The sequence below is a fragment of the Stenotrophomonas rhizophila genome (genome assembly GCF_003651185.1).
In the GTDB taxonomy this organism is placed as follows: Bacteria; Pseudomonadota; Gammaproteobacteria; order Xanthomonadales; family Xanthomonadaceae; genus Stenotrophomonas; species Stenotrophomonas maltophilia_Z.
Genome location: NZ_RCDC01000004.1, coordinates 2515498 through 2541267, shown reverse-complemented (window position 1 = coordinate 2541267; position 25770 = coordinate 2515498). Strand labels below are relative to the sequence as shown.

Below are 25770 nucleotides of genomic sequence, written 5' to 3'. Positions count from 1 at the left end.
GCGCATCGCCTACAATCGATGCATGACTGCGTCCGATACCCACCGCCAGTGTGATCTGGCCATCGTCGGCGGCGGCGCTGCCGGCGTCCTCGTCGCGCTGCAGGCCCTGCGCCATGCTGCGCGACCGTCACGCATCGTGCTGTTCGAGCCGGCTTCGGCGCTGGCCGAAGGCATCGCCTACGCCACGCCTTGGCCTGAGCACCTGCTCAACGTGCCGGCCGGCAAGATGAGCGGGCTGCCCGATCAGCCTGCGGATTTCCTGGATTACCTGATCGACAGCCAGGCGATTGCCGAGGTACCGCGCGAGGTGCTGGCGGACCAGTTCGTGCCGCGCCGCCATTTCGCCGCTTACCTGCGTGAGCGCCTGGAACAGGCGTGCGAGCGCAGCGTGGCGGTGCTGGAGGTGGTCGAGCAGCCGGTGTTCGCGCTGGAGCGGACCGGCCACGGCGTACAGCTGCGGCTCGACGATGACGTGACGTGGCGCGCGCAGCGCGTGGTGTTGGCCTGTGGCAACAGCATGCGTCCGCTGCCGGTACCCGGTGCCGACGCACTGCCGCCCGCGCAGGCGGTGGAGGCCTGGGACTACGACGGCGTGCGTGTGCTGGCCGGCGACGACGACCTGGCCATCGTCGGCTCGGGCCTGAGCATGGCCGACAGTGTGGTCGCCCTGGCCGCCGCCGGTCACCGCGGGCGCATCTACGTGCTGTCGCGCCATGCGCTGCTGCCGTTGCCACACGCCCACGGCGCGGCGGTCACCTTCGATCCGCAGCCGCTGCTGCCGATGTCGCTGCGCCAGCGCGTGCGGGAGCTGCGCGCGCAGGCCGATGCCGCCGTGGCACAGGGCATTCCATGGCAGAGCGTGATGGACCGCATCCGGCCGATGGGCCAGGCGTTGTGGCTGAGCCTGGGCGAGGCCGACCAGCGCCGTTTCCTGCGTCACGTGGTGCGCTATTGGGACGTGCACCGCCATCGCATCGCCGGATCGGTGCATGCCCAGGTCGCCGAACTGGAGCGCAGCGGCCAGCTGCAGCGCCACCGGGCCCGGCTGGATACGCTGCTGGTGCAGGAACGTGGGTTGCAGCTGCACGGCCGCAGCCCGGACGGTGGCCTGCCGCCCCTGACCGTGGGCGCGGTGATCAACGCCACCGGGGTGGAGACCCGCGCGCTGTCCATGCGCAATCCGCTGATCCAGCAGCTGCTGGCGGACGGGCATGCCCGCCCGGGCCCGCACGGCCTTGGGCTGGAGACCACGGTGGACGACGGTGCCCTGATCGATGGCCATGGCCAGCCGCAGCCTGCGATCCGGGTGGTCGGCAGCCTGCGCATCGGCACCCTGTGGGAGAGTCTGGCGATCCCGGAACTGCGCGTGCAGGCCGAACAGGCCGCGCGCGGCTGAACCCGTTCGATCCGGGTGCCGGGTAACGGCCCGGAGCGCCCCGCCCGAGGGTAAAATGGGGACATGGATGTTTCCCACTTGCTCGACGGGTTGAACCCCGCCCAGCGCGAAGCTGTGTCCGCCCCGCCCGGCCACCATCTGGTGCTTGCCGGTGCCGGTTCCGGCAAGACCCGCGTGCTTATCCACCGCATCGCCTGGCTCAATGAAGTCTGCGGCGTGCCGACCCATGGCATTTTTGCGGTGACCTTCACCAACAAGGCCGCCGGCGAGATGCGTCACCGCATCGACCTGCAGCTGTCGCAGGGCAGCCGCGGTGCCTGGATCGGCACCTTCCACGGCCTGGCCCATCGCCTGCTGCGCCTGCATTTCCAGGACGCCAAGCTGCCCGACAGCTTCCAGGTGATGGATTCGGACGACCAGCTGCGGCTGGTCAAGCGCGTGGTCCAGCAGCTGGAGATCGATGACGGCAAGTTCCCGCCGAAGCAGATCGCCTGGTGGATCAACGAGCAGAAGGACGAGGGCCGCCGCCCGCAGCATATCCAGCCCGAGCCGCATGACGCGTGGCTGGAAACCATGCGCCAGGCGTATATCGCCTATCAGGAGCGCTGCGACCGCGCCGGTCTGGTCGATTTCGCCGAGCTGCTGCTGCGCGCGCATGAACTGCTGCGCGACAACCCGGCGCTGCTGGCGCACTACCGCTCGCGCTTCCGCGAGATCCTGGTGGACGAGTTCCAGGACACCAACGCCATCCAGTACGCCTTCGTGCGCGTGCTGGCCGGCGATATCGGCCACGTGTTCGTGGTCGGCGATGACGACCAGGCCATCTATGGCTGGCGCGGCGCCAAGGTCGAGAACGTCCAGCGCTTCCTGAAGGATTTCCCGGGTGCGCAGACCGTCCGCCTGGAGCAGAACTACCGTTCCACCGCCAACATCCTCGGTGCGGCCAATGCGGTGATCGCGCACAACCCGGACCGTATCGGCAAGGAGTTGTGGACCGACAGCGGCGACGGTGATCCGATCGATCTGTACGCGGCCTACAACGAGATGGACGAGGCGCGTTACGTGGTCGAGCGCGCGCGCCAGTGGGTGCGCGATGGTGGCAGCTACGGCGACGTCGCCGTGCTCTACCGCAGCAATGCACAGTCGCGTGCCTTCGAAGAAGCGCTGCTCTCCGAGCAGGTGCCGTACCGCGTGTACGGCGGCATGCGCTTCTTCGAACGTGCCGAAATCAAGGATGCGCTGGCGTACCTGCGGTTGATGACCAACCGCAACGATGACGCCGCCTTCGAGCGTGCGGTCAACACGCCGACGCGTGGTATCGGCGACCGCACCCTGGATGAAGTGCGCCGCTTGGCCCGTACCCACGCGATCTCGCTGTGGGAGGCCACCATGCTGACCACCCAGGGTAATACGCTCGCTGCACGTGCACGCAACGCGCTGGCCGGCTTCCTGGTGCTGGTCAACCAGCTCCAGGCCGAAGCCGACACGATGACCCTGGCCGAACGCATCGACCACGTGCTGATGCGCTCGGGCCTGCGTGAGCACTGGTCCAAGGAAAGCCGCAACGCGCTGGATTCGGAATCGCGCGCCGACAACCTGGACGAACTGGTCTCGGTGGCCTCGCGCTTCGTGCGTCGCGAAGATGACGTCGAAGAAACCCAGGACATGAGCGAGCTGGTCGCCTTCCTCGCCTACGCCTCGCTGGAGGCCGGCGAAGGCCAGGCCCAGGCCGGCGAAGAAGGCGTGCAGCTGATGACGCTGCATGCCGCCAAAGGCCTGGAGTTCCCGCTGGTGTTTCTGGCCGGCATGGAAGACGGCCTGTTCCCGAGCGCGCGCTCGCTCGAAGAAAGCGGCCGGCTGGAAGAAGAACGTCGCCTGGCGTACGTGGGCATCACCCGCGCGCGCCAGAAGCTGGTGCTCTGCTACGCCGAATCGCGCCGTATCCATGGCCAGGACAACTACAACGTGCCCTCGCGCTTCCTGCGCGAGATCCCGCGTGAGCTGGTGAACGAAGTGCGCCCCAAGGTGCAGGTCTCGCGCGGCACCTCGCTGGGCGCCAACCGGGTGATGGGCCACGCCGCGCTGGAAGCACCGCCGCTCAAGCTGGGCGCGATGGTCAACCATCCCAAGTTCGGCGAAGGCATGGTCACCGACTACGAAGGCAGCGGCCAGCACGCCCGCGTGCAGGTCGAATTCATCGAGGCCGGCAGCAAGTGGCTGGTGATGGCGTATGCCAATCTGACGGTGCTCTGAGCAGCGCTCGTCATCCGGTAGTGCCGGCCGCTGGCCGGCAGCTGCCTGCTGCGGCGTTGTCGGGAGCCGGCCAGCGGCCGGCACTACAATGGGCGGCATACCTTGTCGGGAGCCGGCCAGCGGCCGGCACTACAATGGCGCCATCCTCTTCGAGCAGGCCCCCGCCATGACCGATTCGCCGCTGCACCTCACCGTCAAGTTGAACGCCAAGCTCCAGCCCGAGCATCGCCATGAGCTGTTCGAAGATCCGCTGGATGCGCTGCTGGGCAGTGCCGAGCTGGGCGAGATCACCGGCGGTGGCACCGCGCTGACCGAAGACGGTGAAGTGGACTACGGCGATATCGAGGTCGCGTTGAACGATCCGGCCTCGTTGCCTGGCGTGATCGAGCTGCTGGAGCAGCTGGGAGCGCCGAAGGGCTCGCTGATCCAGCGCGAAGGCGCCCCCGATCAGCCGTTCGGCGTCACCGAAGGCCTGGCGTTGTATCTCAACGGCACCGATCTGCCCGATGAGGTCTACGAACAGTGTGATTCGAACTATGTGTTCGAACAGATCGTCGAGCGCATCGACGGCCACGGCGAGATCTGCAGCTGGTGGCAGGGCCCGACCGAGACGGCGCTGTATCTGTATGGCGCCTCGTTCGACACCCTGCACGGGCGCATCGCCGATCTGCTGGCGAGCTACCCGCTGTGCCAGGGCGCACGCGTGGTGCGTACCGCCTGATCAGCAGTCCGGCGCGTGGCCTGCTGCATAGCGCAGGCCACGGCGCAGCTGCGCCCGCACATCCGGATTGGCGTACACCGCAGCATCATGGCCCAGCCCGGTGTACCAGCTGCGGCCGCCATCGAAGGGCCGGCACCAGGCGATGGGATGATCGGCGCCCATGGTGCCGCCGTCGTAGCGTGCTTCGTCCACCGTCGCGATGACCTGCACCATCCCACGCGGATTGCGCCGGTAGTTGTAGAGCTCATCGCGGATCGGCCACGACGGGCCTGACGGCTTGCCGTCACGCTCAGGCTGCACCCGCGTGTCCTGCAGACCCTCCGGGTGCTTGTGGAACCACGCGCCGACCAGTTCGCCGTACCACGGCCAGTCATACTCGGTGTCGGCCGCGGCGTGCACGCCCATGAAGCCGCCGCCGTTGCGGATGAACTGCTCCATCGCCGCCTGTTGCGTGTCGTCGAGTACATCGCCGGTGGTATTGGCGAAGACCACGGCGCGGTAGCGGGCGAGGTTGTCGGGGCGGAAATCCCGGGGATCGTCGCTCGGGTCCGCCGTCATGCCGGCCTCGGCACTCAGCTCGCGCAGCGCCGCCACGGCCACAGGAATCGAGTCGTGGTGGAACGTGGCGGTGCGGCTGAAGATCAGGACGCGGTCCGGACCCGGCGCGGCGGCAAGGCCGGGTAGCGGCAGCAGGGCCAGCGAGCACAGCAGGGCGATGAGCAGAGGGCGCATGCGTGAAGTCTGTCATGGGCGCTGCCGGTCTCCGTCCTGCGCTGCAGCACAGGCATCCCAGGCAGCGCATGCCTGCGCTATCCGCGTTGTGGTGGACCAGAGCGCCTCGCTTCATCCCCGATCGCCCCCGGCTCATCCCGGATTTCACACAGTTCGTCGCGTGGCGCTTGTCGCTCCCCCGGCCGGCGCCCAGAGTCTGCCCCTGTCCGCTGGGAGCGCACTCGTGAACAAGGGAATTCCGTATCTGCTTGCTGCACTGGTCCTGCTGACATGGTCGGCAGGCTGGGCCGAGCCGGTGCTGGCCCTGTTCCAGCACGCGCAGACCTGCCTGGCCGACGGCGGCGATTTCGATCTGCTGCGCCTGCGCTGCCAGCCGCAGCCCAGCGGGGTGTGCATCGGCCAGGCAACGCTGTGGTTCTGGCTGAGTGGCATCGTCTTCGCACTGGTGGCGCTGTTGGGCACGCGACGCGGCATGCACTGACACGCGAGCGGCCAACCGGCATCATCACCCTCTGTCTGAGGGAGGCCACATGGGTCCGAGCGAAAAGGAAAAAATGTTGTCCGGGCTGCCCTACCGCCCCGGTGATCCGGCGCTGCAGGCGGACATGGCCGCGGCCAAGGTGTGGATGGTCCGTTACAACGCCGCCCTGGCCGAAACCCCGGCCGTGCGCCGCGCGCTGTTGCGCGAGCAGCTCGGTGCGGTCGGCGAGGGTGCGGTGATCCGGCCGCCATTCCACTGCGATTACGGCTACAACATCCGCCTGGGGCAGGGCGTGTTCCTCAACTACAACTGCGTGATCCTGGACGTGGCCGAGGTCAGCATCGGCGATGGCACCCAGATCGGTCCGGCAGTGCAGCTGTATGCCGCCGACCATCCGCGTGATCCGCAGGCACGGGCGGAAGGCCTGGAGTCGGCCAAGCCGGTCCGGATCGGGCGCAATGTCTGGATCGGGGGCGGCGCGATCGTGCTGCCCGGCGTCACCATCGGCGATGACGCGGTGGTGGGTGCGGGCAGTGTGGTCACCCGCGATGTGCCGGCGGGCGCGACCGTGGTGGGCAATCCGGCGCGGAGGGTGCCTGCGCGCGCCCACGGCGATTGATCCAGCTCAAGGCACCGCGTCCACATCGGGTGTGCAATGGTGATGTTCCCATTGCCACCCCAAGGAGCTCTGCCATGTACAAGCGCATCCTGATTGCCACCGATGGTTCGGAGCTGGCCGAGAAAGGCCTGGCCAAGGGCCTGGAGCTGGCCAAGGACCTCGATGCCGAGGTCGATATCGTGACCGTCTCCGAGCCATGGGCGGTCGGCATGTATGACGCGATGGGCTGGAGCGTGGGCTACATGAACACGCCCGAATACAAAGCCGACCGCGAAGAGACCGCGCAGAAGGTGCTGCAGCCGGCCAAGGCCGCTGCGGAAGCGCAGGGCCTGCGTACGGCGACCGTGCACGTGTTGGACCGCTACGCCGCGGACGGCATCATCGATACCGCCACCGAACGCGGCAGCGACCTGATCGTGATGACCTCGCATGGCCGCCGAGGCGTGACCCGCGTGCTGCTCGGCAGCCAGACCGCCGAAGTGCTGGCACGCAGCACGGTACCGGTGCTGGTCATCCGATAACGGGAAAGCGGTAGTGCCGGCCGCTGGCCGGCAATGCCCCTCAATCGCGCAGTTTCAACGTCTGCGATTCATCCAGCGTGCCGTCCGGCTGCAGCACCACATAACGCTCGCCGCTGCGGTCGAACAGCACCGGGATCGGGTCGCGGAACAGCGGGCGGCGCACGAAGCGCAGCTGCCAGCCGAAATGCTCCAGCGTCTCCACTGCCTGGCGCTGCTCTGCAGTGAGGCCGGCGCGCAGTTCAGCCGGATTCGGATCGTGGCGGCGTTCGGGTGTCGTCATCGAGCGTGGGCAAGCGGGGACGGGGGGCAGCGCCTTGCCGGCCCCGTGCGGTCACGGGGCAGCAGTGCGGTCGACGCCCGGGATCACCAGCTGTAGAGCTTCCAGTACACCGGCGAGACGCCGTCCTTGTCGCTGTCCATGCGGCCATCGCCGTTCTGGTCGTACATGTAGAACGGGGCACCGCGCGACGGGGTCACCTTGACCATCCGCAACTGGCCGCCCACCCGGTATTCCTCGATGGTGTCGCCGTTGTCCTGCACCGTCTTGACCACATCGGCGCCAGTGACATCGACCGGGGGCCTGCCGCCGCCGGTGGCACAGCCAGCCAGCGCGAGCACGCCTGCGAGCAACAGAATCTTCATGGGCCGGGAGTCCTTGGGCGAAGAGGGCCTGATTATGCCCGATGGATCGTGAGGCCGGTGCCGACGACGGTCAGGGCCGGGCGCGTAGAATCGTCATATGAGCCGATTAGTCCTGATTGACGGGTCCAGTTACCTGTATCGCGCGTTCCACGCGCTTCCGCCGCTGACCAACGCACACGGTGAACCCACCGGCGCGCTGTTCGGTGTGGTCAACATGCTGCGCGCCACGCTGAAGGAGCGCCCCGAGTACGTCGCCTTCGTGGTCGATGCGCCCGGCAAGACCTTCCGTGACGACCTGTATGCCGACTACAAGGCCAACCGCCCGCCGATGCCCGACGACCTGCGCCCGCAGATCGAGCCGATGTGCCGCATCGTCGAGGCGCTGGGCCTGAGCATCCTGCGCATCCCCGGCGTGGAAGCCGATGATGTGATCGGCACGCTGGCCCTGCAGGGTCACCGCGATGGCCTGCAGGTGACCATTTCCACCGGCGACAAGGACTTCGCCCAGCTGGTCCGCCCGGGTATCGAGCTGGTCAACACCATGACCGGCAGCCGCATGGATTCGGACGCGGCGGTGATGGAGAAGTTCGGCGTGCGCGCCGACCAGATCGTCGACCTGCTGGCACTGATGGGCGACGCTGTGGACAACGTGCCCGGCGTGGAAAAGTGCGGCCCCAAGACCGCCGCCAAGTGGCTGGCCGAATACCAGCACCTGGATGGCGTGATCGCCGCGGCCCCGACCATGAAGGGCAAGATCGGCGAGAACCTGCGCGCGGCGCTGGAGCGCCTGCCGCTCAACCGCGAGCTGGTCACGATCCGCACCGACGTACCGCTGGAGGTGTCGGCGCAGACGCTGCCGCTGCGCGAGCCGGACGTGCCGTCGCTGAGCGAGCTGTACCTGCGTTACGGCTTCACCCAGGCGCTCAAGGAGCTGGGCGGCCCCGTGCCGGCCCCGGCCGCTGCCAGCGATGCCCCGGTCAGCCTGCGTGGCACCGCGGCCGGCTACGCGCGTGCTATGCCGGATGAGGCGGTGGTGCAGGTCGACCCGGCGCTGTCCGCCCCCGGCGAGTACGAGATGGTGCTGACCAGCGAGCAGCTCGACGCCTGGGTGCAGCGCCTGGCCGATGCCGAGCTGATCTCCTTCGATACCGAGACCGACGCGCTGGACGCCATGCGCGCCAACCTGGTCGGCATCAGCCTGGCGGTCGAGCCGGGCCGGGCCGCCTATATCCCGGTCGGCCACGATTACCCCGGCGCGCCGGCCCAGCTGCCGCCTGAGCAGGTACTGGCGGCGTTGCGCCCGGCGCTGGAAGACCCCTCCAAGAAGAAGCTTGGCCAGCACGGCAAGTACGACCTGCACGTGCTGCGCCGCCACGGCGTGAACGTGCAGGGGTACCACGACGACACCATGCTGGAGAGCTTCGTGCTCAATTCCACCGCCACGCGCCATGACATGGACTCGCTGGCGATGCGCTACCTGGGCTACACCACGATCAAGTTCGAGGAGGTGGCCGGCAAGGGCGCCAAACAGATCTCGTTCTCGCAGGTGGGGCTGGACGAAGCCTGCCGCTACGCCGCCGAAGATGCCGACGTGACCCTGCGCCTGCACCACGCGCTGCAGCCACAGCTGCGGGCCACGCCCTCGCTGGACAGCGTCTACCGTGACATCGAGATGCCGCTGGTGCCGGTGTTGACCCGCATCGAAGCCAATGGCGTGCACATCGACATGGCCGAGTTGCGCCGGCAGAGCCAGGACCTGGGCTCACGCATGCTGGCCGCCCAGCAGAAAGCCACCGAGCTGGCCGGGCGCACCTTCAACCTGGATTCGCCCAAGCAGCTGCAGGCCGTGCTGTTCGACGAGCTGCAGCTGCCGGCGCTGGTGAAGACCCCCAAGGGCCAGCCCAGCACCAACGAAGAGGCACTGGAGGCGATCGCCGAGCAGCACGAGCTGCCGCGGGTGATCCTGGAGTACCGCGGGCTGGCCAAGCTGCGCAGCACCTACACCGACAAGCTGCCGGAGATGATCAACCAGGACACCGGGCGGGTACACACCAGCTACCACCAGTCCGGCGCCGCCACCGGCCGGCTGTCCTCCTCGGACCCGAACCTGCAGAACATCCCGATCCGCACCGAGGATGGCCGTCGCATCCGCCGCGCCTTCGTGGCCCCGCCGGGCCGCAAGATCCTGGCCTGCGACTACTCGCAGATCGAGCTGCGGATCATGGCCCACCTCTCCGAGGACCCCGGCCTGGTGCGGGCCTTCGAGCAGGGCGTGGACGTGCACCGGGCGACGGCGGCGGAAGTCTTCAGCCGCTCCCTGGAGGAGGTGACCTCCAACGAGCGCCGGGCCGCCAAGGCGATCAACTTCGGCCTGATGTACGGCATGAGCGCGTTCGGGCTGGCCCGCAACCTGGGCATCGACCGCGGCCAGGCCCAGGATTACGTGGCGCTGTACTTCAGCCGCTACCCGGGCGTGCGCGATTTCATGGAGCGGATGCGCCAGCAGGCCCGCGAACAGGGCTATGTGGAAACCCTGTTCGGCCGCCGCCTGTACCTGAACGACATCAACGCCCGCAACCAGGGCCTGCGGGCCGGTGCTGAACGGGCCGCGATCAACGCCCCGATGCAGGGCACCGCGGCGGACATCATCAAGCGCGCCATGGTGAAGGTGGACAGCTGGCTGGAGGATCACAGCGACCAGGCCAAGATGATTCTGCAGGTGCACGATGAACTCGTCTTTGAAACCGAAAGTAGTTTCCTCGATACCTTGCGTTTGAAAGTCGTGGAACTGATGTCCTCGGCCGCCGAACTGCGTGTGCCGCTGGTGGTGGATGCGGGCGTGGGCGACAACTGGGATGAGGCGCATTGAGGCCTGAATCACAGTCAAAAGGCTGAATTGGTTCAGTGCGCCACGATAATCTGACTGTTGGATGAATGTTTCTGGGAGGAGGTCCGGATTAATTGGGCCCCTTCACGAACTATCAATGTTCGGAGTGCTTTTATAGACCTCGACAGGCGCAATGCCTGTTGTGGATCTCTCCCATCCCCTGGAGCAGATCTCGGAACGGGGGCTCCTCCCCAAGCGCCCGTTCCCCGGCCCCGCTAACCTCCCCCTGGTTGGCGGGGCTTTTTATTTGTGGCGCCGAAAAGCGGCCATCCACGCCGTCAGGCCATTGCCTCGCGCCGGGCGCCGGCCCATGCTGGCCGGACCAGTTCGGGGAGAGGCAATGAGCGACCTGTTTGCATTGGCCATGCCGTGGTGGGAATTCATCCTGCGCGCGGTGGTGGTGTACGCGGTGGTACTGGGGATGGTCCGGCTCTCCGGCAAGCGTGCGCTGGGCCAGATCACCCCGTTCGATGTGTTGCTGATCGTGCTGCTGGGCAACGCGGTGCAGAACGCGCTGCTCGGCGAAGACACCTCCCTGGGCGGCGGGCTGCTGCTGGCGGCGACCCTGATTTCGATCAACTACGGCGTGGGTTGGCTCAGCACGCGCAGCCGGCGCGTGGAAACCCTGGTCGAAGGCGAGCCGATCCTGATCGCCCGCGATGGCAAGGTGCTCGATTCCGTGCTCAAGCGTGAGCTCGTCACCCCGGCCGATCTGGACGCAGCGATGCGTCAGCAGGGCTGCCTGACGATCGATGACGTCGCCCTGGCGGTGCTGGAGATCAACGGGCACATCACGATCGTGCCGAAGAAATAACGGGGACGGAGGTAGTTAAGCGCGTGCGCTTAACTACCTCCGTCCCCGTTAGAGCCAGTCGCGCGGGACGAGGTAATCCGCCAAACGCGCCTCATCGCTGCCGGCCTCCGGCTGGAAGCCATACTCCCAGCGCACGCGCGGGGGCAGGCTCATCAGGATGCTTTCGCTGCGCCCACCGCTCTGCAGCCCGAACAGGGTGCCGCGGTCGTAGACCAGGTTGAACTCGACATAGCGGCCGCGCCGGTACAGCTGGAACTCGCGTTCGCGCTCGCCGTACGGCGTGTCCTTGCGGCGCTCGACCAGCGGCAGATAGGCATCCAGGAAACCATCGCCGACCGCACGCAGATACGCGAAATCACGCTCGAAATCGCCGTGCAGATCGTCGAAGAACAACCCGCCCACGCCACGCGTCTCATTGCGGTGGCGCAGGAAGAAATACTCATCGCACCAGCGCTTGTGCGCCGCATAGCGCTCTTCGCCGAAGGGCGCGCACAGATCGTGCGCCACCTGATGCCAGTGCCGCACGTCGTCGTCGATCGGGTAGAACGGGGTGAGGTCGAAGCCACCGCCGAACCAGGACGCCACCGCCACGCCATCGCGCTCGGCGCGGAAGTAACGCACGTTGGCATGGGTGGTCGGGAGGTAGGGATTGGCCGGATGGAACACCAGCGAGACGCCGGTCGCGCGCCATGATGCACCGGCCAACTCCGGCCGGTTCGCCGAGGCCGATGGCGGCAGGCGCGTGCCGGCCACATCGGAGAACCCGATCCCGGCCTGCTCGAACACGGCGCCATCGCGCAGGATGCGGGTCCGGCCACCGCCGCCCTCCGCGCGCTGCCAGAGATCTTCGGTGAAGCGGGCCTGGCCGTCGGCGGTTTCAATCGCCGCACAGATGCGGTCCTGCAGGTCGGTCAGATACGCGCGGACGCGGTCGAAGTCGTTCATGGGCGCTACTTTACCGCAGGCCGGTGCACGGCCTGCGTGTGCTCACTGGCGCTCAGTGGCCGCTTTTGCGGGTGCTGCTCTTGCTGTTCTTCGCCGGGACGGGCGCCTCGGCCGGTGCTTCGTCGCCTGCCTCGGCATCGGGCTCGGCTGCCATGCGTTCGGCGATCTGTTCCAGGCCGGCACTGACCTGCATCAGCCCCCAGTTGCGGGTCGCGTGCACATCGCAGGCCACGTGGGTGCCTTTGCCATCCTTGGCACAGATCGAGGCCATCTGCGCGGGCAGCTGCTCGTCACCGGTGTGCTCGTAGACGGTGGCCAGATTCTCGCAGCCTTCGCGTACGCCGGCGGTGCACAGCGTCCTGTAGAACGGCGCCGCCTCGGCCCAGCGATTGCGCAGCGCCAGCTGATGACCGGCGGCATTGCAGCCCTGCAGCTTGCCCGCCGCACAGCACGCCTGGGCACCGCCCTCGCGGCCCAGCGTCGGGCAATCCTGCGGCAGCGGGGTTTCGACGAAAACCACCGGTGCACTGCACTGCTGGGCTTCGCCGGTGCGCTCGTAGTAGCTGAAGCGGTTCCAGCTGTCCATGCCGATCAGGTTGCCGTTGGCCAGGCGCTTGAACACGAAGTCATCGCCCTGGTCATGGCGCACACGGATGTCGCCATCGACCAGCCGCGCGCGCAGCTTGCCGCCGAAGCCGCTGTCGATCATGCCGCCATCGCCGAACGGCAGATGGTCCATCAGGCCCTGGCTGGCGACATAGCTGCCGCAGGGCAGGGCGGTGGCTGCCACCGGGGTCAGTGCCCTGGCATCCAGCGTGCTCAGCGGCGCTGCATGCTCACAGGCGCGCGGGTCCTTGCCCACGGTGCACGCACGCTGCAGTGCATCGCGGGCCGGGATCAGGCGGCCCGCGTCCCACAACGCCTCGGCAGCGTTGGCGCAGAACGTGCCGCCGGTCTGTGCCCGGCACAGGGTGGTGATCTCATCGAGCTGCGCGGCCGGCAGCGGTGACGCCTTGGCTGCGCTGAGCCCGCCAACCAGCGCCTTGGCCAAGGCTTGCCCCATGGCATCGCGCGCGGCCTCCAGACAGGCGGCCTGGTCGTACGCCGCGGACGCGGGTTTGCAGACCTCCGGCTCAGGCAGCTCCGGAGCATCGTCCTGGGTCGCCGCCAGCGTCCTGGCCTCGCGCGCCTCGGATTGGAAATTGGCCAGCAGACGCTTGCAGGCGGCCGGCACATCCTCACGGCACCACTGCCGCAGGCGGTCGTTGCTGGCGAAGAGCGTGTCGTTCAGGCAGGTACCGATCTCGGCCCGGCACGATCCGGGCGGGAACATCGCGGCGGGGCGACAGCTGGCCGCCTTCTGCAGGCGGTACGTATTGAAGCGATCGCTGAGCCGCCGACCGCTGTCTTCCAGGGTCAGCGAGCCGACGCCGCCGTTGTCCAGGTCGGCCAGCTTCAGCTCGTCGCCGAGGCGGCTGAGCACGTACGGCTCCGGTGCCCGCCCGGGAATCTGCCGCACGCCCTCGTTCGCGCTGTGCAGGGTCAGCGTGGTGCCGGTGTCCTCGGACACGAACATGCCGCACACCATCGTCTGCGTTGCCGCGGCCGCCGGCAGGCTGACCGCCGTGAGCAGGGTGAACAGGGTCGTGCGCCAGCCGTGGCGGCGCAGAAGGGGGAGGGAAACAGTCACACGATCATCCTTGCAGGTCGTGCAGCGCACCGTGGCGCTGCGGGAAACATCTCAGCGGCGGAACAGTGCACGCACATCGGGCGCGCACAGGCGCACGATCAGCCAGCCATGCAGCACGGCGAACGCTGCAGCGGTCAGGCCCATCAGTACGCCCCAGATCACGCGCAGTACCCGCAGGTCTCTGCGCAGTTGCAGTATCTCCAGCGAATAGGTCTCCGCCGGAAGCTGCGCCAGCAGGTGGCGGAAGGCATCGTCGACGCCCCAGACCACCACCCCATTGAGCACGGCCGTGATGGCGAGCAGCGCCACGAACGATCCCCACGCCCAGCGCCAGCGCCGCAGCATGCCCCAGCACGCCAGGACGCCCACCAGGCTCGATACGCACAGCAGCACGTTGGCGAGCACCGGGTGGGTGAGCAGCCAATGCACCCAGCCGGGCAGCCAGTGGAGGTTTTCATCGGTCAGCAGCGCCTGCAGCGCCTCCGAGCCCGACAGGGGTATCGCAATCAGTGCCAGCACCGCCCACAGCGCGGCCGTGACCAGGCAGACCAGCAGCACGGACTTGAGCAGGGGGGCGAGAAATCCAGGCGCACCATCCCCGCTGGGGTGTGGCGTGCAGGAAGGCAATGGCGGGGGAAGCGACGCTGACATCCGGTGTCCTGGTTGGGCAGGCCGCGACGTCTAGGTCGCAGCCACCGCGGTCGCGGCCGCGGGCAGGATATGGTCTGCGCTCAACGGTGCCAAGCGCAGGCCATGCGGCGGGCGCAGCGGCACCCACGCAAGTTCGGCGATTTCCGCCTGCGCGCGCGGCGAACCGGTGACCGTCACCAGGTAAACATTGGCCCGCACGCGGTGCCCGGTTTCGTGCACCGCCCAGGCCTCGAACCGGCCCAGCGGCACGGCAGTGGCCGGGTCCAACGTGACCCCGAGTTCCTCCTTGAGCTCGCGCGCCAAGGCAACCAACGGTGCTTCACCGGGCTCGGGCTTGCCGCCGGGTTGGATGAAGGTCTCCGAGCCCTGTTTGCGCACCACCAGCACGCGGCCGCCGGCATCGAAAACGACCGCGGCGACGATATCGATCGTCGCCGCGGCGTGCTGCACGTCAGTGGGGACCGACGTCATCGCTGGATTACTTCAGGTTCTCTTCGAACAGCTTGAGGATGCGCTTGTACTGGTCCAGCCAGGAATCGGCACGCACATAGCCGTGGCGTTCCAGCGGGTACGGCGCGATCGTCCAGTTGTCCTTGTGCAGCTCGATCAGCTTCTGGGTGAGGTTGACCGAGTCCTGGAAGAACACGTTGTCGTCCATCATCCCGTGCGCGATCAGCAGGTGATCCTGCAGGCCGTCGGCGTATTCGATCGGCGACGACTTGCGGTACGCCTCCGGGTCGATGTCCGGGGTGTTGAGGATGTTGGCGGTGTAGCCGTGGTTGTACTGGTGCCAGTCGACCACCGGGCGCAGCGCGGCGCCGGCCTTGAACGTGCCCGGCGAGCGGAACAGCGCCATGAAGGTCATGAAGCCGCCGTAGGAACCGCCGTAGATGCCGGCGTGGTCACGGTCGCCCTGCTTGGTGGCGACCAGCCAGTCCAGGCCGTCCTTGTAATCTTCCAGTTCCGGGTGGCCCATGTTGCGGTAGATCGCCGTGCGCCAGTCACGGCCGTAGCCGGCGCTGCCGCGGTAATCCATGTCCAGCACCACGTAGCCCTTCTCCACCAGCAGGTTGTGGAACATCTGCTCGCGGAAGTAGGCCGGGTACTGCTGGTGCACGTTCTGCAGATAGCCGGCGCCGTGCACGAACATGGCGATCGGGTACTGCTTGCCCGGCTCGAAGGTCTCCGGGCCGTAGTACTTGGCCCAGACCACGCCGGCGCCGTGCTTGGACGGTACCTGCACCAGCTTGGGCTGGATCCACTCGCGCGCCTTGAACTCGGCGGTGCGGGTGTCGGTCAGCACCTTGGCCTGGCCACCGGCGGCGGGCACCACGGCCAGCTGGGTCGGCAGGTAGGCGCCGGAGTAACGCACCAGCAGCTGCTGGCCGTCCGGGGACAGCGAGAAGTCCTCCACGCCGTTGAGCGAGGTCAGCTCACGCACCTGCTTGCTGGCGGTGTCCACCGCGCACACTTCGTAATCGCCCGGCGATTGCTGGTTGCACAGGAAGTAGAAGCCGCGGCCGTCGGCGCTGGGCACCGGCATCGAGGTTTCCCACTTGCCACCGGTCAGTGCCTGCGGCTTGGCCGTGCCCTGCTGGGTGTACAGGTGCGAATAGCCGGATTCTTCGGACAGCAGCCACAGCGTACGGTTGTCGTTGGACCAGCCGAAATCGTTGAAGCTCCAGTTGATCCAGGCGCTGTCGGTCAGGCGATGACGCATCTCCAGCTTGGCGCTGGACGGGGTCACGCTGGCGATCCAGCGGTCCTTGTTGTCGTTGGCGCGCAGCATGATCGCGGCCTGCTGGCCATCGGCGCTCCAGCGGATGCCGGGCGCGCCGGGGCCACCGAGCACTTCCACCGGGCGGTTGCCCTTCAGGGCGTCCTTACCAGCGGCCTTGCGCAGTGCGGCCAGCGGGTCGGTGCCGATGCCCGGCAGGCCGTCCATCGACAGCGGCTTGACCGTACCGGCCACGGCATCGACCAGCCACAGCGCGTTCGGCTCCGGGTCGTTGCGGCCCACGCGGGTGCGGGTGTCCTCGAACTCTTCGTAGCCCGATTCGGTCACGTACTTGGGCATCTTGCCGCCGCGGCCTTCATCGAAGCTCTTCGGCTTGGTGACCACGATCAAGGTGCGCGCATCGGGTGAGAGCACGCTGTCGACGATCTCCACATCCGCGCCCAGATACACCGGGCCCGGCGCGCGGGTGCCATCGGCGCGACGCCAGCTGGCTTCCTGCGCCTTGAGTGCCTCGCGCTGGGCGCGGTCGTTGCGCAGCGTGGCCAGGGTGCGCAGCTGCTGCTCGCGCAGGGTATCGGCCTTGGGCGCGTCGTCCGGATTCTTCTCGGCCTTCAGGCTGGCGACCTGCTGCACGCCGGCGGCGGCGGTCCAATGGAACCAGTTCTGGCCGGTGCGCCAGATCACGCCGCCGTCGCGGGCAAAATTGACCGCGCCGGACTTCTCGGTGCTGCGGGTCAGCTGGCTCAGCGCGCCGCTGCGCAGGTCGCGCACGAACACATCGCCATTGCGCACGAAGGCCGAGCGCTGGCGCGCGCTGTCGTAGACCGGGCTGTCCACATCCAGGGTGCCGCGCTGGTCATCGCCAACCTGTGCGGCCACACCGCCGGCGACCGGCTGGCGGAAGGTATCGCGCACCGGGCTGCCGTTGCGCTTGAGCTGGTACTCGACCTGCTGGCTGTTCCAGGACCACCACGCGCTCTCGACCGGCGGACCGATCCAGTCCGGGTCGGCCATGGCCTGCTCGATGGTGATCGGCGTCGGCGCCGCATGGGCAGCACCGCCGAGGGCGGCGAGCAGCAACAGGGACAACGGCAGCGTTCTGGGCATTGCGGGCGGCACCAATGAGGAAAACCCGGCAAGCGTAGCAGCCGCAAGGGGCGCGGGAAGGGGCCACAGGTCATGGCACCGGCCCATGGCCGGGATCGGCAAAGTCGTCCCGCCAGTGATGCTTCCACGCGCGGCGAAGGGCGATCCCGACCTGCGCCCGGACGGCGCAGGCCTTGCGCTGCCTTGCCCCGCCCCCTGCAGGACAGCAGCGCGTCGACAGCCCGGAACCGGCTCTACGGTGGCCATGAACCCCGGGGTTCACGGGAGACATCCCTTTCAAGGAGCGATTCGATGTTCAAGACGATCACGCGCGTGACCGTGCTGGCCGGTGCCGCCGCCTGCGACAAAGTGAAGCAGCGCGTCACCGGGTCGCATGTGCCTTTCACGGATACAGGCCCAGACTGGTGCGGATTTCAGAGCCAGTCGGAGGCGTCTCTTGGACGCGTTGTTGTTGTCCCGGATCCAGTTCGGGTTCGTCATCAGTTTCCATGTGCTGTTCCCGGCCTTCACGATCGGTACCGCCAGCTGGCTGGCCTTTGTCGAATCGCGCTGGCTGCGCACCGGCAATCCGGTCTGGCGCGAACTGTATTTCTTCTGGCAGAAGATCTTCGCGGTCTCCTTCGGCATGGGCGTGGTCAGCGGCATCGTCATGGCCTTCCAGTTCGGCACCAACTGGCCACGGCTGAGCGAGGTCGCCGGCACGGTGATCGGCCCGCTGCTGACCTATGAAGTGCTCACCGCGTTCTTCCTGGAAGCCAGCTTCCTGGGCGTGATGATGTTCGGCTGGGGCAAGGTCTCGCCGCGCCTGCATTTCTTCTCCACCTGCATGGTGGCGCTGGGCACGCTGGTCTCCACATTCTGGATCCTGTCCTCCAACAGCTGGCTGCAGACGCCGGCCGGTTACGCGATGGTCGATGGCATCGTGCACCCGCAGAACTGGTGGCAGATCGTCTTCAACCCGTCCTTCCCGTACCGCTTGGCGCACATGGCCCTGGGCTCGTTCATCACCACCTGCTTCGTGATTGGCGGTGTGGGCGCGTGGTACCTGCGCAAGGACGTGCACCGTGAGGCTGGGCGCAAGATGCTGCTGGCGGCGGTGGGCTTCGCCGCGCTGACGGTGCCGGTACAGATCTTCGTCGGCGACATGCATGGCCTGAACACCCTCAAGCACCAGCCGATGAAGATCGCGGCGATGGAAGCGCACTGGCATTCCGAAGGCGAGGGCAAGGGCGTGCCGCTGGTGGTATTCGCGGTGCCCAATGAAAAGGCCGAGCGCAACGACTATGAAATCGCGATCCCGCGCCTGGGCAGCCTGATCCTCACCCATTCGCTGGACGGCACCTTCGATCCGCTCACCTCGGTGCCTGCCAGCGATCGGCCGCCGGTGGTGCCGGTGTTCTTCGCGTTCCGGGTGATGATCGGGCTGGGCACGCTGATGCTGCTGCTGGCCTGGGTCTCGGCGTTCCAGTGGTGGCGCGGCAAGCTGCTGCAGTCGCGCTGGTTGATCCGCGGCTGGAACTGGATGCTGCCCAGCGGCTTCATCGCGCTGATCTCCGGCTGGTTCGTGACCGAGATGGGCCGGCAACCGTGGGTGGTCTATGGCGTGCTGCGCACGGCCGATGCCGTGGGTCCGCAGAGTGCGTGGATGACGGCGCTCTCGCTGGGCGTGTACATCGTCGGCTATGCGTTCGTGTTCGGCTGGGGCGTCTGGTACCTGGTGAAGATCATCCGCACCGGTCCCAAGCCGCATGACCCGGCCCCGGCGCTGGATGCCGGCAGCCACACCCCGGCGCGGCCGCTGTCCGGTGCCGATGAACCGCTGGAGGAGCGCTGAGATGGAGATGACGACCTGGCTGCCGGTGGCATGGTTCGCGGTGATCGGCTTTGGTGTGTTGATGTACGTGGTGCTGGATGGCTTCGTGCTCGGCATCGGGATCCTCGCGCCGATGGCCGAGGATGAGGAGCAGCTCGACATCATGATGAATACCGCCGCCCCCATCTGGGACGGCAACGAAACCTGGCTGGTGCTGGGCGGGGCCGGGCTGATGGCCGCCTTCCCGAAGGCCTACGCCGCGCTGCTGTCGGCGCTGTACCTGCCGGTCCTGTTGCTGGTGGTCGCGCTGGTGTTCCGCGGCGTGGCTTTCGAGTTCCGCTTCAAGGCGCACCGCTCGCGCAAGCTGTGGAGCGTGGCCTTCGGCCTGGGTTCGCTGCTGGCCGCCTTCGCGCAGGGCGTGATCCTCGGCGCACTCGTGCAGGGCCTGCAGGTCGTGGATGGCCGTTATGTGGGCGGCGCGTTCAGCTGGTTCAGCCCGTTCTCGATGTTGACCGGCGCAGCCGTGGTATTCGGCTACGCGCTGCTCGGCAGTACCTGGTTGATCCTCAAGACCGAGGGCCGCGAGCAGGCCTTCGCACGCACCTTGACCCGCCCGCTGGTGGTGGCGGTGATCGTGTTCATGGGCCTGGTGAGCGCATGGTTGCCGTTCCTGGATTCGCGCTTGATGGCGCGCTGGTTCAGCGATGGCAACTTCTGGTGGCTCTCGCCGGTGCCCTTGCTGACGTTGGCCGTGGCCACCGCGCTGTGGCGCAGCGCGATGCACCCCAAGCGCGATCTGCCGCCGTTCCTGTTGACGCTGGCCCTGTTCGTGCTCGGCTTCATCGGCCTGGTGCTGGGCATGTGGCCGTACCTGCTGCCGCCGAGCATGACGTTGTGGCAGGCCGCTGCGTCGGCCTCGTCGCTGAGCTTCAGCCTGGTCGGGCTGGTGATCCTGCTGCCGGTGATCCTGGGCTATACGGCGTGGTCGTACCGGGTGTTCCGCGGCAAGGTGCGGGCGGATGTGGGGTATCACTGAGGAAAGCGCGGTGGCTATTCCCGGTTCCGTGTGGGCGAGGGCGGTCAGACCCTGCTCGGACGCGCCGTAAACCCATCCATGGGGGCTCGTGAGCGGCATCCATGCCGCTCCAACGGTCCCTGCAGGGTCTGACCGCCCTCGCCCGGCAGAGTCTGCAAAAGCCAACCGTAAAAGAAGGGTCAAGGGCAGCCGACCAGCGGTCGGCTCTACAGGGGCCTGCAGCCGGCGAAGGGAACGACAGCCGCCGCGAACTCAGCCGTGCAGCCCCTCGATCTCCACCAGCAGCTCCGCACGGCACACTTCGGCGTGCAACACCACGAACGGCGGCGCCGTCGGCAGCGCCGCCATCTGCGCCGCTACCGCCGCCATATCCTCCGCGCGCCGCACATACACCTTCAGCACCGACGTCGCCCCCAGCACCGGTGACAGCGATGGCCGCTGACCGCGCGCCGTATCCACCAGACTCTGCAGATTCCTCAGCGTCTCCCGCAACTGCTCATCCACCGCCCCCGTGTGCTGCGACACATGCCCCACGATCGCCGCCGTCCCCGACTGCAGCAACGGCAGGCCTGTGGCCAACGGCGGCAGCAGCGCCCGCGAAAAACTCGGCGACTGCGGCCCGTACTGGCGTGGATAACGGAACGCGCTCACCTGGCGCGGATTCTCCAGCGGCTGGCCCGGCTCGCGCGCCGCCAGCCAATACACCTGCAGCCGGCGCTCACCGTCGAAACGACCAATGCAGGTCGCCGCCGGCAGTGCGGCTTCATCCAGTTCACGCAGGCCCCGCACGCGGCCCACGCAGAAACGTCGGTAGCGTTCATCGTCGCCATCGCCCTCGGTCACCGCGTCCAGATAGTTCCAGGTGCGCAGCAGATGCGGATAGCCGCAGCGCGACAGGAACGCGCTCATCCGCGCATAGGCCTCGGCCGCGGCCGACTCGATATCGCTGTCGACCTCGTCGATCTCCAGCACCCCGAACAGCAGGCTGTCGGTGTGCGACCAGCGCACCCCCTCGGTGGTGCCGTGCGCGACCGGCGTGCCGCCACGCCAGACCTCGATCTGCGCCGGGCCCTGCTCGGCCAGCGGTACCTGCAGCCAGCGCGGGTCATCCAGCGCGGCGTGGGGCAGGCCGAAGCCGAACACGGCCAGCGTCTGCGGGTCGGCCAGCGCGGCATCGCGCTGCGCGGCCGGGACGTAGGCCACATGGAACAACGCAGGTCCGGAGGAGGGAATAGCGACTGCCGGAGCTGTTGCGTTGTCGATCATGTTGCTCATTTCAGGATGTGAATGCTGCCAGTGCCGAGAGTGTCATGATAGCGTGCGCTCCTTTCTCGGTACCGCCACCGGTGCCAGGCGATGTCGACGGCCTTCTCTTGGTACCCATCCATCACGTTGGCGGGAATGATTGAGTTTTCTGTAATTGATTGGGCGGCGTGGGCGCCGGGCATCACCACCCGCGAGCAGTGGCAGGCGTGGGCGAACGCCCCCTGGCTGCCAACCGGTGAGGACACCCCGGCACTGTCCGAAGTGCCGGCCATGCAGCGTCGCCGCATCGAGCGGCTGGGCCGCATGGCGATCCAGACCGCCTGCTGGTGCGAGCAGCCTGACGACGGTGGCCAGGTGCCACTGGTGTTCGCCTCGCGGCATGGCGACGTGGCCCGCTCGATGGAACTGCTCAATACCCTGAGCGCGGACCAGCCGATGTCGCCCACCGGCTTTGGTCTGTCGGTGCACAACGCGATCGGCGCCCTGTATTCGATCGCCCGTGGGCATCGGGGAAACTATCTGGCCCTCGCCGCCGGCCGCGCCACCGTCGAGACCGCCTGCATCGAGGCCTTCGGGCTGCTGGCCGATGGCGCGCCGGAGGTGCGTCTGGTGGTCTATGAATCCGCCTTGCCGCCGGTCTACGCGGGTTTCGCCGACGAACCCGACCCGTTCTTCGCGTGGTGCTGGCGGCTGGGGCCGGCCGACGGTCCGGGCACCCGGCTGTCGCTGGGCTGGGGCGACGGTGGTGCAGACCGCCCCTCCGAGGCGCTGCCGCATGGCCTGGACGTGCTGCGCTTCCTGCTGGCCGGTGCACCGGCGCTGGCGCTGGACGCCGATGGCCAACGCTGGGCCTGGCAACGCCATGGCTGAGCGCTGGCCGGCCCGGATCAACCATGCCTGGCGGGTGCTGGGGACAGGGCTGAGCTTTGCCGCCTTCGGGATCGGGGGGCTGGTGCTGGGCGGCCTGTTGTTCCTGTCGTTGCTGCTGATCCGCGAGCCGGTGCGCCGGCGCGTGTTGGCACGCCGCCTGGTCCAAGGCAGCTTCGCCACCCACGTCGGCCTGATGCACCGGCTGGGGCTGATGACCTATGAGATCCGCGGGGGCGAACGCCTGCAGCGCAACGGCCTGCTGATCCTGGCCAACCACCCGACCCTGATCGACGTGGTGCTGCTGATCGCCCAGCTTCCCAATGCCGATTGCGTGGTCAAGCAGGCCGTGGCGCGCAATCCGTTCATGCGCGGCCCGGTCCGGGCCGCCGGCTACGTCTCCAATGATGACGGGGCGGGGCTGGTGGATGACTGCATCGCCGCGGTCCAGGCCGGCGGCAACCTGGTGATCTTCCCGGAGGGCACGCGCACCGTGCCGGGCCAGCCGCTGCGCCTGCAGCGCGGGGCGGCCAACATCGCGGTGCGGGGCCGGCTGGACATCACCCCGGTCCGGATCACCTGCACCCCGCCGACCCTGACCAAGGGCCAGAAATGGTATCGTGTGCCATCACGGCGATTTCACGTTCAGCTGGAAGTCGGGGAGGATCTCCCGATTGCCCCGTTTCTGAACGAGATCGGCGATGCGCCCAGGGGGGATGCCTTGGCCGCCCGGCGTGTGACCGATCATCTTGCCCATTACTTCGACTTCGCTGGAGACCCGACCCGTGCAAGCACTTGAGCACGAGATCAAGGAATTGATCATTTCATCGCTTTCACTGGAAGACATCACTCCCGAAGACATCGATTCCGCCGCGCCCCTGTTCGTTGAAGGGCTGGGCCTGGATTCCATCGACGCGCTGGAACTTGGATTGGCCCTGCAGAAAAAGTACGGTGTCAGCCTGTCAGCCGATTCGGAAGAGACCCGTCGCCATTTCTCCAGCGTGCGTGCCCTGAGCGAGTTTGTCGCCGCACGCCAGCCGTCCTAACGGCGCGTCAGGATTTACCCATGACCAAGAACGAACTTTTCGAGCGCATCGTCAAGATCCTCAAGGACAGCTTTGAGATCGAGCCGAGCCGTATCACGCCCGCGGCGCGGCTGTATGACGACCTGGACATCGACAGCATCGACGCGGTCGACCTGATCGTGCAGCTCAAGCCGCTGCTCGGCCGCAATCTGCAGCCGGAAGCGTTCAAACAGGTGCGCACCGTGCAGGACATCGTGGATGTGGTGCACGGGCTGTTGCCCGGTCAAGCGGCCGCCTGACGGCCATCGCTGAAGACTGACCATGGTCCGGGTACGCGTCGCGGCGTTTGCGTTGCTGTCGCTGGCATACCCGCTGGTGGTCTACCTGTCGCTGGGCCGGTTCGAGCCGCGCTGGTTGTCGCTGCTGCTGTTCACCCTGGCCGCGCTGCGCGCGCTGACCACCCGCCAGGCGGTGTGGTGGGTGGCCGCACTCGGCACCGGTGTACTCGCCCTGGTGGCCACGGCCTTCAACGAGGCGCTGCCGCTGAAGCTGTACCCGGCGCTGGTGAACGCGGTGATGCTGGTGATCTTCGCCACCAGCCTGCGCTTCGGGCCGAGTGCCGTGGAGCGCCTGGCGCGGCTGAGCGAGCCGGATCTGCCGCCGTTCGCCGTGATCTACACCCGCCGCGTGACCTGGATCTGGTGCGGGTTCTTTGTTCTCAACGGAAGTCTGGCCCTGGCCACGGCGCTGTGGGCGTCCAACCAAGTGTGGGCGTTCTACAACGGAGTGTTGGCGTACGTGATGATGGGGGCTCTGTTTGGCGGGGAATGGCTGGTCCGGCGACGGGTCAAGGCGTCGCATGCCCATGGCTGAGTGGATCGCACTGGACCGGCTGGCGCTGGCCCCGCGGCCGGGCCGCATCGTCGGCATCGCCGGCGACACCGTGGTGGAGCACCCGCAGTTCCGCGCGCAGGTGCTCGGCTGGCAGCAGGCGTTCGCGCGTGCGCCCGGCACCGACTGGGCCCTGTATTTCGATGACACGCTGAGCTTCGCCGCCGCTCTGCTGGGTGCCTGGCATGCCGGCAAGCGGGTGTTCCTGGGCGGCGACAACCTGCCGGCCACGCTGGAAGGGCTGAGCCCGTGCGTGGCCGGGTTCGCCGGCGACGTGCCGGCCCGGTATGCGCCGCTGCAGCCCGATGCGGCGGCCGATCCGGATCAGGTGCTGCAGCCGTTGGACGAAGCGGTGCTGGAGCTGGTGGTGTTCACCTCCGGCAGCACCGGCGCGCCGAGCGCCATCGTCAAACGCATGCGCCAGCTGACCCGCGAGGTGGATGCGCTGCAGGCCGCCTTCGGCGAGCAGCTCGACGGTGCGCAGGTGCAGGGCACGGTCTCCCACCAGCACATCTACGGGCTGCTGTTCCGGGTGCTGTGGCCGCTGGTGGCCGGGCGCGCGATCCAGCCGCGCCGGTTCTTCCACGAAGACCTGATCAGCGCGCTGGGCGGCCAGCCATCAGTGCTGGTGGCCACCCCGGCCCATCTCAAACGCCTGCCCGAGCAGCTGGACTGGTCCTCGCTGGACGGTCAGCTGCGCGCGGTGTTCTCCTCTGGGGGTCCGTTGCCGACCGAGGCGGCGCTGCAGGTGCGCGCCTTGATGGGCGTGGCCCCGACTGAAGTCTTCGGCAGCAGCGAGACCGGTGGCGTTGCGTGGCGGCGCTGGAGTGCAGCGCGGCCGCAGTGGCATCCGTTGCCCGGCGTCGCCTGGCGGATCGACGAGGGCTGCCTGGCGGTCCGCTCGCCGCACCTGGCGAGCGAGGACTGGTGGCTGACCCAGGACCGTGCCGTGGCCGACGACGGCCACAGCTTCCGCCTGCTCGGGCGCGCCGATCGCATCGTCAAGATCGAAGAGCGCCGCGTCTCGCTGGATGCCCTGGAGCAGCAGCTGCGTGCGCACCCGGCGGTGCAGGACGTGCGCGTGCTGGTGCTGCCGGGCGCGCGCGAGCAACTGGCCGCCGTGGTGGTGCCGCAGGCGACCGGGGTCGCGCAGTGGGACGACGCCGAGCGCCGCCGCCAGGCGCAGCAGCTCAGCGCGCATCTGGCCCGCAGCCATGACGCCGTGACCCGGCCGCGCCGCTGGCGCTTCATCGACGACCTCCCCGTCAACGCGCAGGGCAAGGTCACCGCCGCGGCACTGGCGGCGCTGTTCCGCCCGTTGATGCCGACGGCCGAGTGGCAGCAGCGCGATGACACCATCGCGTCGCTGCAGTTTGTTCTGGATCCTGACCTGGTAGCGTTCGACGGGCATTTCCCGCAGGCGAAGATCCTGCCCGGCGTGGTTCAGCTGGACTGGGCGATCCACTACGGCCGCAGCGCCTTCACGATGCCGCCGCGGTTCGTACGGATGGACGCGGTGAAGTTCCAGCATGTGGCGCGCCCCGGCGACTGCCTGCAGTTGAGTCTGGGCTGGGATGCGGCGAAATCGGCAATGAGCTTCCGCTATGTCTCCGACCATGGCGTGCATGCCAGCGGCCGGGTGGTGTTCGGCGATGCGTGATGACACGGGCAGTGG

The 25770-nt window shown here is 67.9% G+C and carries 25 protein-coding genes; 16 read left to right on the top strand and 9 right to left on the bottom strand.

The features are described from left to right. Positions 1–4 precede the first annotated feature (4 nt). The 3 genes from BCL79_RS11350 (at position 5) to BCL79_RS11340 (ending at position 4370) form a co-directional block, all read left to right on the top strand. The gene (locus BCL79_RS11350) at positions 5–1396 is read left to right on the top strand and encodes an FAD/NAD(P)-binding protein (RefSeq protein ID WP_121041341.1); all 1392 of its coding nucleotides are present in this window, start codon (positions 5–7) and stop codon (positions 1394–1396) included. A 63-nt stretch (positions 1397–1459) separates the two neighbouring features. Next, on the top strand, positions 1460–3649 hold the full coding sequence (gene uvrD, locus BCL79_RS11345) for a DNA helicase II (protein WP_121040925.1): 2190 nt from the start codon (positions 1460–1462) through the stop codon (positions 3647–3649). 166 nt (positions 3650–3815) lie between these two features. Next, on the top strand, positions 3816–4370 hold the full coding sequence (locus tag BCL79_RS11340) for a hypothetical protein (RefSeq protein WP_121040923.1): 555 nt from the start codon (positions 3816–3818) through the stop codon (positions 4368–4370). On the opposite strand, the gene BCL79_RS11335 is transcribed toward BCL79_RS11340, so the two are convergent. Continuing rightward, positions 4371–5102 carry a ThuA domain-containing protein gene (locus tag BCL79_RS11335; RefSeq protein ID WP_121040921.1) on the bottom strand — a complete coding sequence of 244 codons (732 nt, stop codon included), beginning with the start codon at positions 5100–5102 and terminating at the stop codon, positions 4371–4373. A 223-nt stretch (positions 5103–5325) separates the two neighbouring features. On the opposite strand from BCL79_RS11335, the gene BCL79_RS11330 reads away from it, so the two are divergent. The 3 genes from BCL79_RS11330 (at position 5326) to BCL79_RS11320 (ending at position 6723) form a co-directional block, all read left to right on the top strand. Continuing rightward, complete coding sequence (locus tag BCL79_RS11330; protein ID WP_121040919.1) at positions 5326–5583, top strand: hypothetical protein; 258 nt, start codon at positions 5326–5328, stop codon at positions 5581–5583. 49 nt (positions 5584–5632) lie between these two features. Beyond that, the gene (locus BCL79_RS11325) at positions 5633–6202 is read left to right on the top strand and encodes a sugar O-acetyltransferase (RefSeq protein WP_121040917.1); all 570 of its coding nucleotides are present in this window, start codon (positions 5633–5635) and stop codon (positions 6200–6202) included. A 74-nt stretch (positions 6203–6276) separates the two neighbouring features. After that, positions 6277–6723: a universal stress protein gene (locus BCL79_RS11320; protein ID WP_121040915.1), complete on the top strand. Its 447-nt coding sequence runs from the start codon at positions 6277–6279 to the stop codon at positions 6721–6723. 40 nt (positions 6724–6763) lie between these two features. Here BCL79_RS11320 and BCL79_RS11315 read toward each other — a convergent pair whose 3' ends face one another. Both BCL79_RS11315 and BCL79_RS11310 read right to left on the bottom strand, forming a co-directional pair. Next, positions 6764–7003 (bottom strand): hypothetical protein, encoded by a 240-nt coding sequence (locus tag BCL79_RS11315; protein WP_121040913.1) that lies wholly within the window; start codon positions 7001–7003, stop codon positions 6764–6766. Positions 7004–7086: 83 nt separating this feature from the next. Beyond that, complete coding sequence (locus BCL79_RS11310; RefSeq protein WP_121040911.1) at positions 7087–7365, bottom strand: DUF2782 domain-containing protein; 279 nt, start codon at positions 7363–7365, stop codon at positions 7087–7089. A gap of 97 nt (positions 7366–7462) precedes the next feature. Between BCL79_RS11310 and polA the strand changes: the two genes are divergently transcribed. Both polA and BCL79_RS11300 read left to right on the top strand, forming a co-directional pair. Beyond that, complete coding sequence (polA, locus tag BCL79_RS11305; protein WP_121040909.1) at positions 7463–10234, top strand: DNA polymerase I; 2772 nt, start codon at positions 7463–7465, stop codon at positions 10232–10234. Between the two features lie 358 nt (positions 10235–10592). After that, positions 10593–11066 carry a DUF421 domain-containing protein gene (locus tag BCL79_RS11300; protein ID WP_121040907.1) on the top strand — a complete coding sequence of 158 codons (474 nt, stop codon included), beginning with the start codon at positions 10593–10595 and terminating at the stop codon, positions 11064–11066. A gap of 48 nt (positions 11067–11114) precedes the next feature. On the opposite strand, the gene hemF is transcribed toward BCL79_RS11300, so the two are convergent. From hemF to BCL79_RS11275, 5 genes are all read right to left on the bottom strand, one after another. Then, a complete protein-coding gene (gene hemF / locus BCL79_RS11295) occupies positions 11115–12011 on the bottom strand; it encodes an oxygen-dependent coproporphyrinogen oxidase (protein ID WP_121040905.1) in 897 nt (298 codons plus the stop codon). A gap of 52 nt (positions 12012–12063) precedes the next feature. After that, a complete protein-coding gene (locus BCL79_RS11290) occupies positions 12064–13701 on the bottom strand; it encodes a hypothetical protein (protein WP_121040903.1) in 1638 nt (545 codons plus the stop codon). Positions 13702–13752: 51 nt separating this feature from the next. Then, the gene (locus tag BCL79_RS11285) at positions 13753–14259 is read right to left on the bottom strand and encodes a hypothetical protein (protein WP_121040901.1); all 507 of its coding nucleotides are present in this window, start codon (positions 14257–14259) and stop codon (positions 13753–13755) included. A gap of 123 nt (positions 14260–14382) precedes the next feature. Next, positions 14383–14802 (bottom strand): NUDIX hydrolase, encoded by a 420-nt coding sequence (locus BCL79_RS11280; RefSeq protein ID WP_121041339.1) that lies wholly within the window; start codon positions 14800–14802, stop codon positions 14383–14385. A gap of 28 nt (positions 14803–14830) precedes the next feature. Further along, positions 14831–17197: a S9 family peptidase gene (locus BCL79_RS11275; RefSeq protein ID WP_183073727.1), complete on the bottom strand. Its 2367-nt coding sequence runs from the start codon at positions 17195–17197 to the stop codon at positions 14831–14833. A 436-nt stretch (positions 17198–17633) separates the two neighbouring features. Here BCL79_RS11275 and BCL79_RS11270 point away from each other — a divergent pair, with 436 nt between their 5' ends. Continuing rightward, positions 17634–19031 (top strand): cytochrome ubiquinol oxidase subunit I, encoded by a 1398-nt coding sequence (locus BCL79_RS11270; protein WP_121040897.1) that lies wholly within the window; start codon positions 17634–17636, stop codon positions 19029–19031. Position 19032: 1 nt separating this feature from the next. Then, positions 19033–20046 (top strand): cytochrome d ubiquinol oxidase subunit II, encoded by a 1014-nt coding sequence (gene cydB / locus BCL79_RS11265; protein WP_121040895.1) that lies wholly within the window; start codon positions 19033–19035, stop codon positions 20044–20046. Between the two features lie 252 nt (positions 20047–20298). On the opposite strand, the gene BCL79_RS11260 is transcribed toward cydB, so the two are convergent. Further along, on the bottom strand, positions 20299–21312 hold the full coding sequence (locus BCL79_RS11260) for a pteridine-dependent deoxygenase (protein ID WP_428999455.1): 1014 nt from the start codon (positions 21310–21312) through the stop codon (positions 20299–20301). A gap of 135 nt (positions 21313–21447) precedes the next feature. Here BCL79_RS11260 and BCL79_RS11255 point away from each other — a divergent pair, with 135 nt between their 5' ends. The 6 genes from BCL79_RS11255 to BCL79_RS11230 are packed head-to-tail and all read left to right on the top strand — an operon-like array spanning position 21448 to position 25755. Then, the gene (locus BCL79_RS11255) at positions 21448–22182 is read left to right on the top strand and encodes a beta-ketoacyl synthase chain length factor (RefSeq protein ID WP_121040891.1); all 735 of its coding nucleotides are present in this window, start codon (positions 21448–21450) and stop codon (positions 22180–22182) included. After that, the gene (locus BCL79_RS11250; RefSeq protein ID WP_121041337.1) at positions 22175–22978 is read left to right on the top strand and encodes a lysophospholipid acyltransferase family protein; all 804 of its coding nucleotides are present in this window, start codon (positions 22175–22177) and stop codon (positions 22976–22978) included. The genes BCL79_RS11255 and BCL79_RS11250 overlap by 8 nt, the downstream gene beginning before the upstream one ends. After that, on the top strand, positions 22965–23225 hold the full coding sequence (locus BCL79_RS11245; RefSeq protein ID WP_019185497.1) for a phosphopantetheine-binding protein: 261 nt from the start codon (positions 22965–22967) through the stop codon (positions 23223–23225). The genes BCL79_RS11250 and BCL79_RS11245 overlap by 14 nt, the downstream gene beginning before the upstream one ends. A 20-nt stretch (positions 23226–23245) precedes the next feature. Next, on the top strand, positions 23246–23503 hold the full coding sequence (locus tag BCL79_RS11240; RefSeq protein ID WP_019185496.1) for an acyl carrier protein: 258 nt from the start codon (positions 23246–23248) through the stop codon (positions 23501–23503). A gap of 22 nt (positions 23504–23525) precedes the next feature. Continuing rightward, complete coding sequence (locus tag BCL79_RS11235; protein ID WP_121040889.1) at positions 23526–24077, top strand: hypothetical protein; 552 nt, start codon at positions 23526–23528, stop codon at positions 24075–24077. Next, positions 24070–25755, top strand: coding sequence for an AMP-binding protein (locus tag BCL79_RS11230; RefSeq protein ID WP_121040887.1), 1686 nt, complete (start codon positions 24070–24072; stop codon positions 25753–25755). The genes BCL79_RS11235 and BCL79_RS11230 overlap by 8 nt, the downstream gene beginning before the upstream one ends. Positions 25756–25770 lie beyond the last annotated feature (15 nt).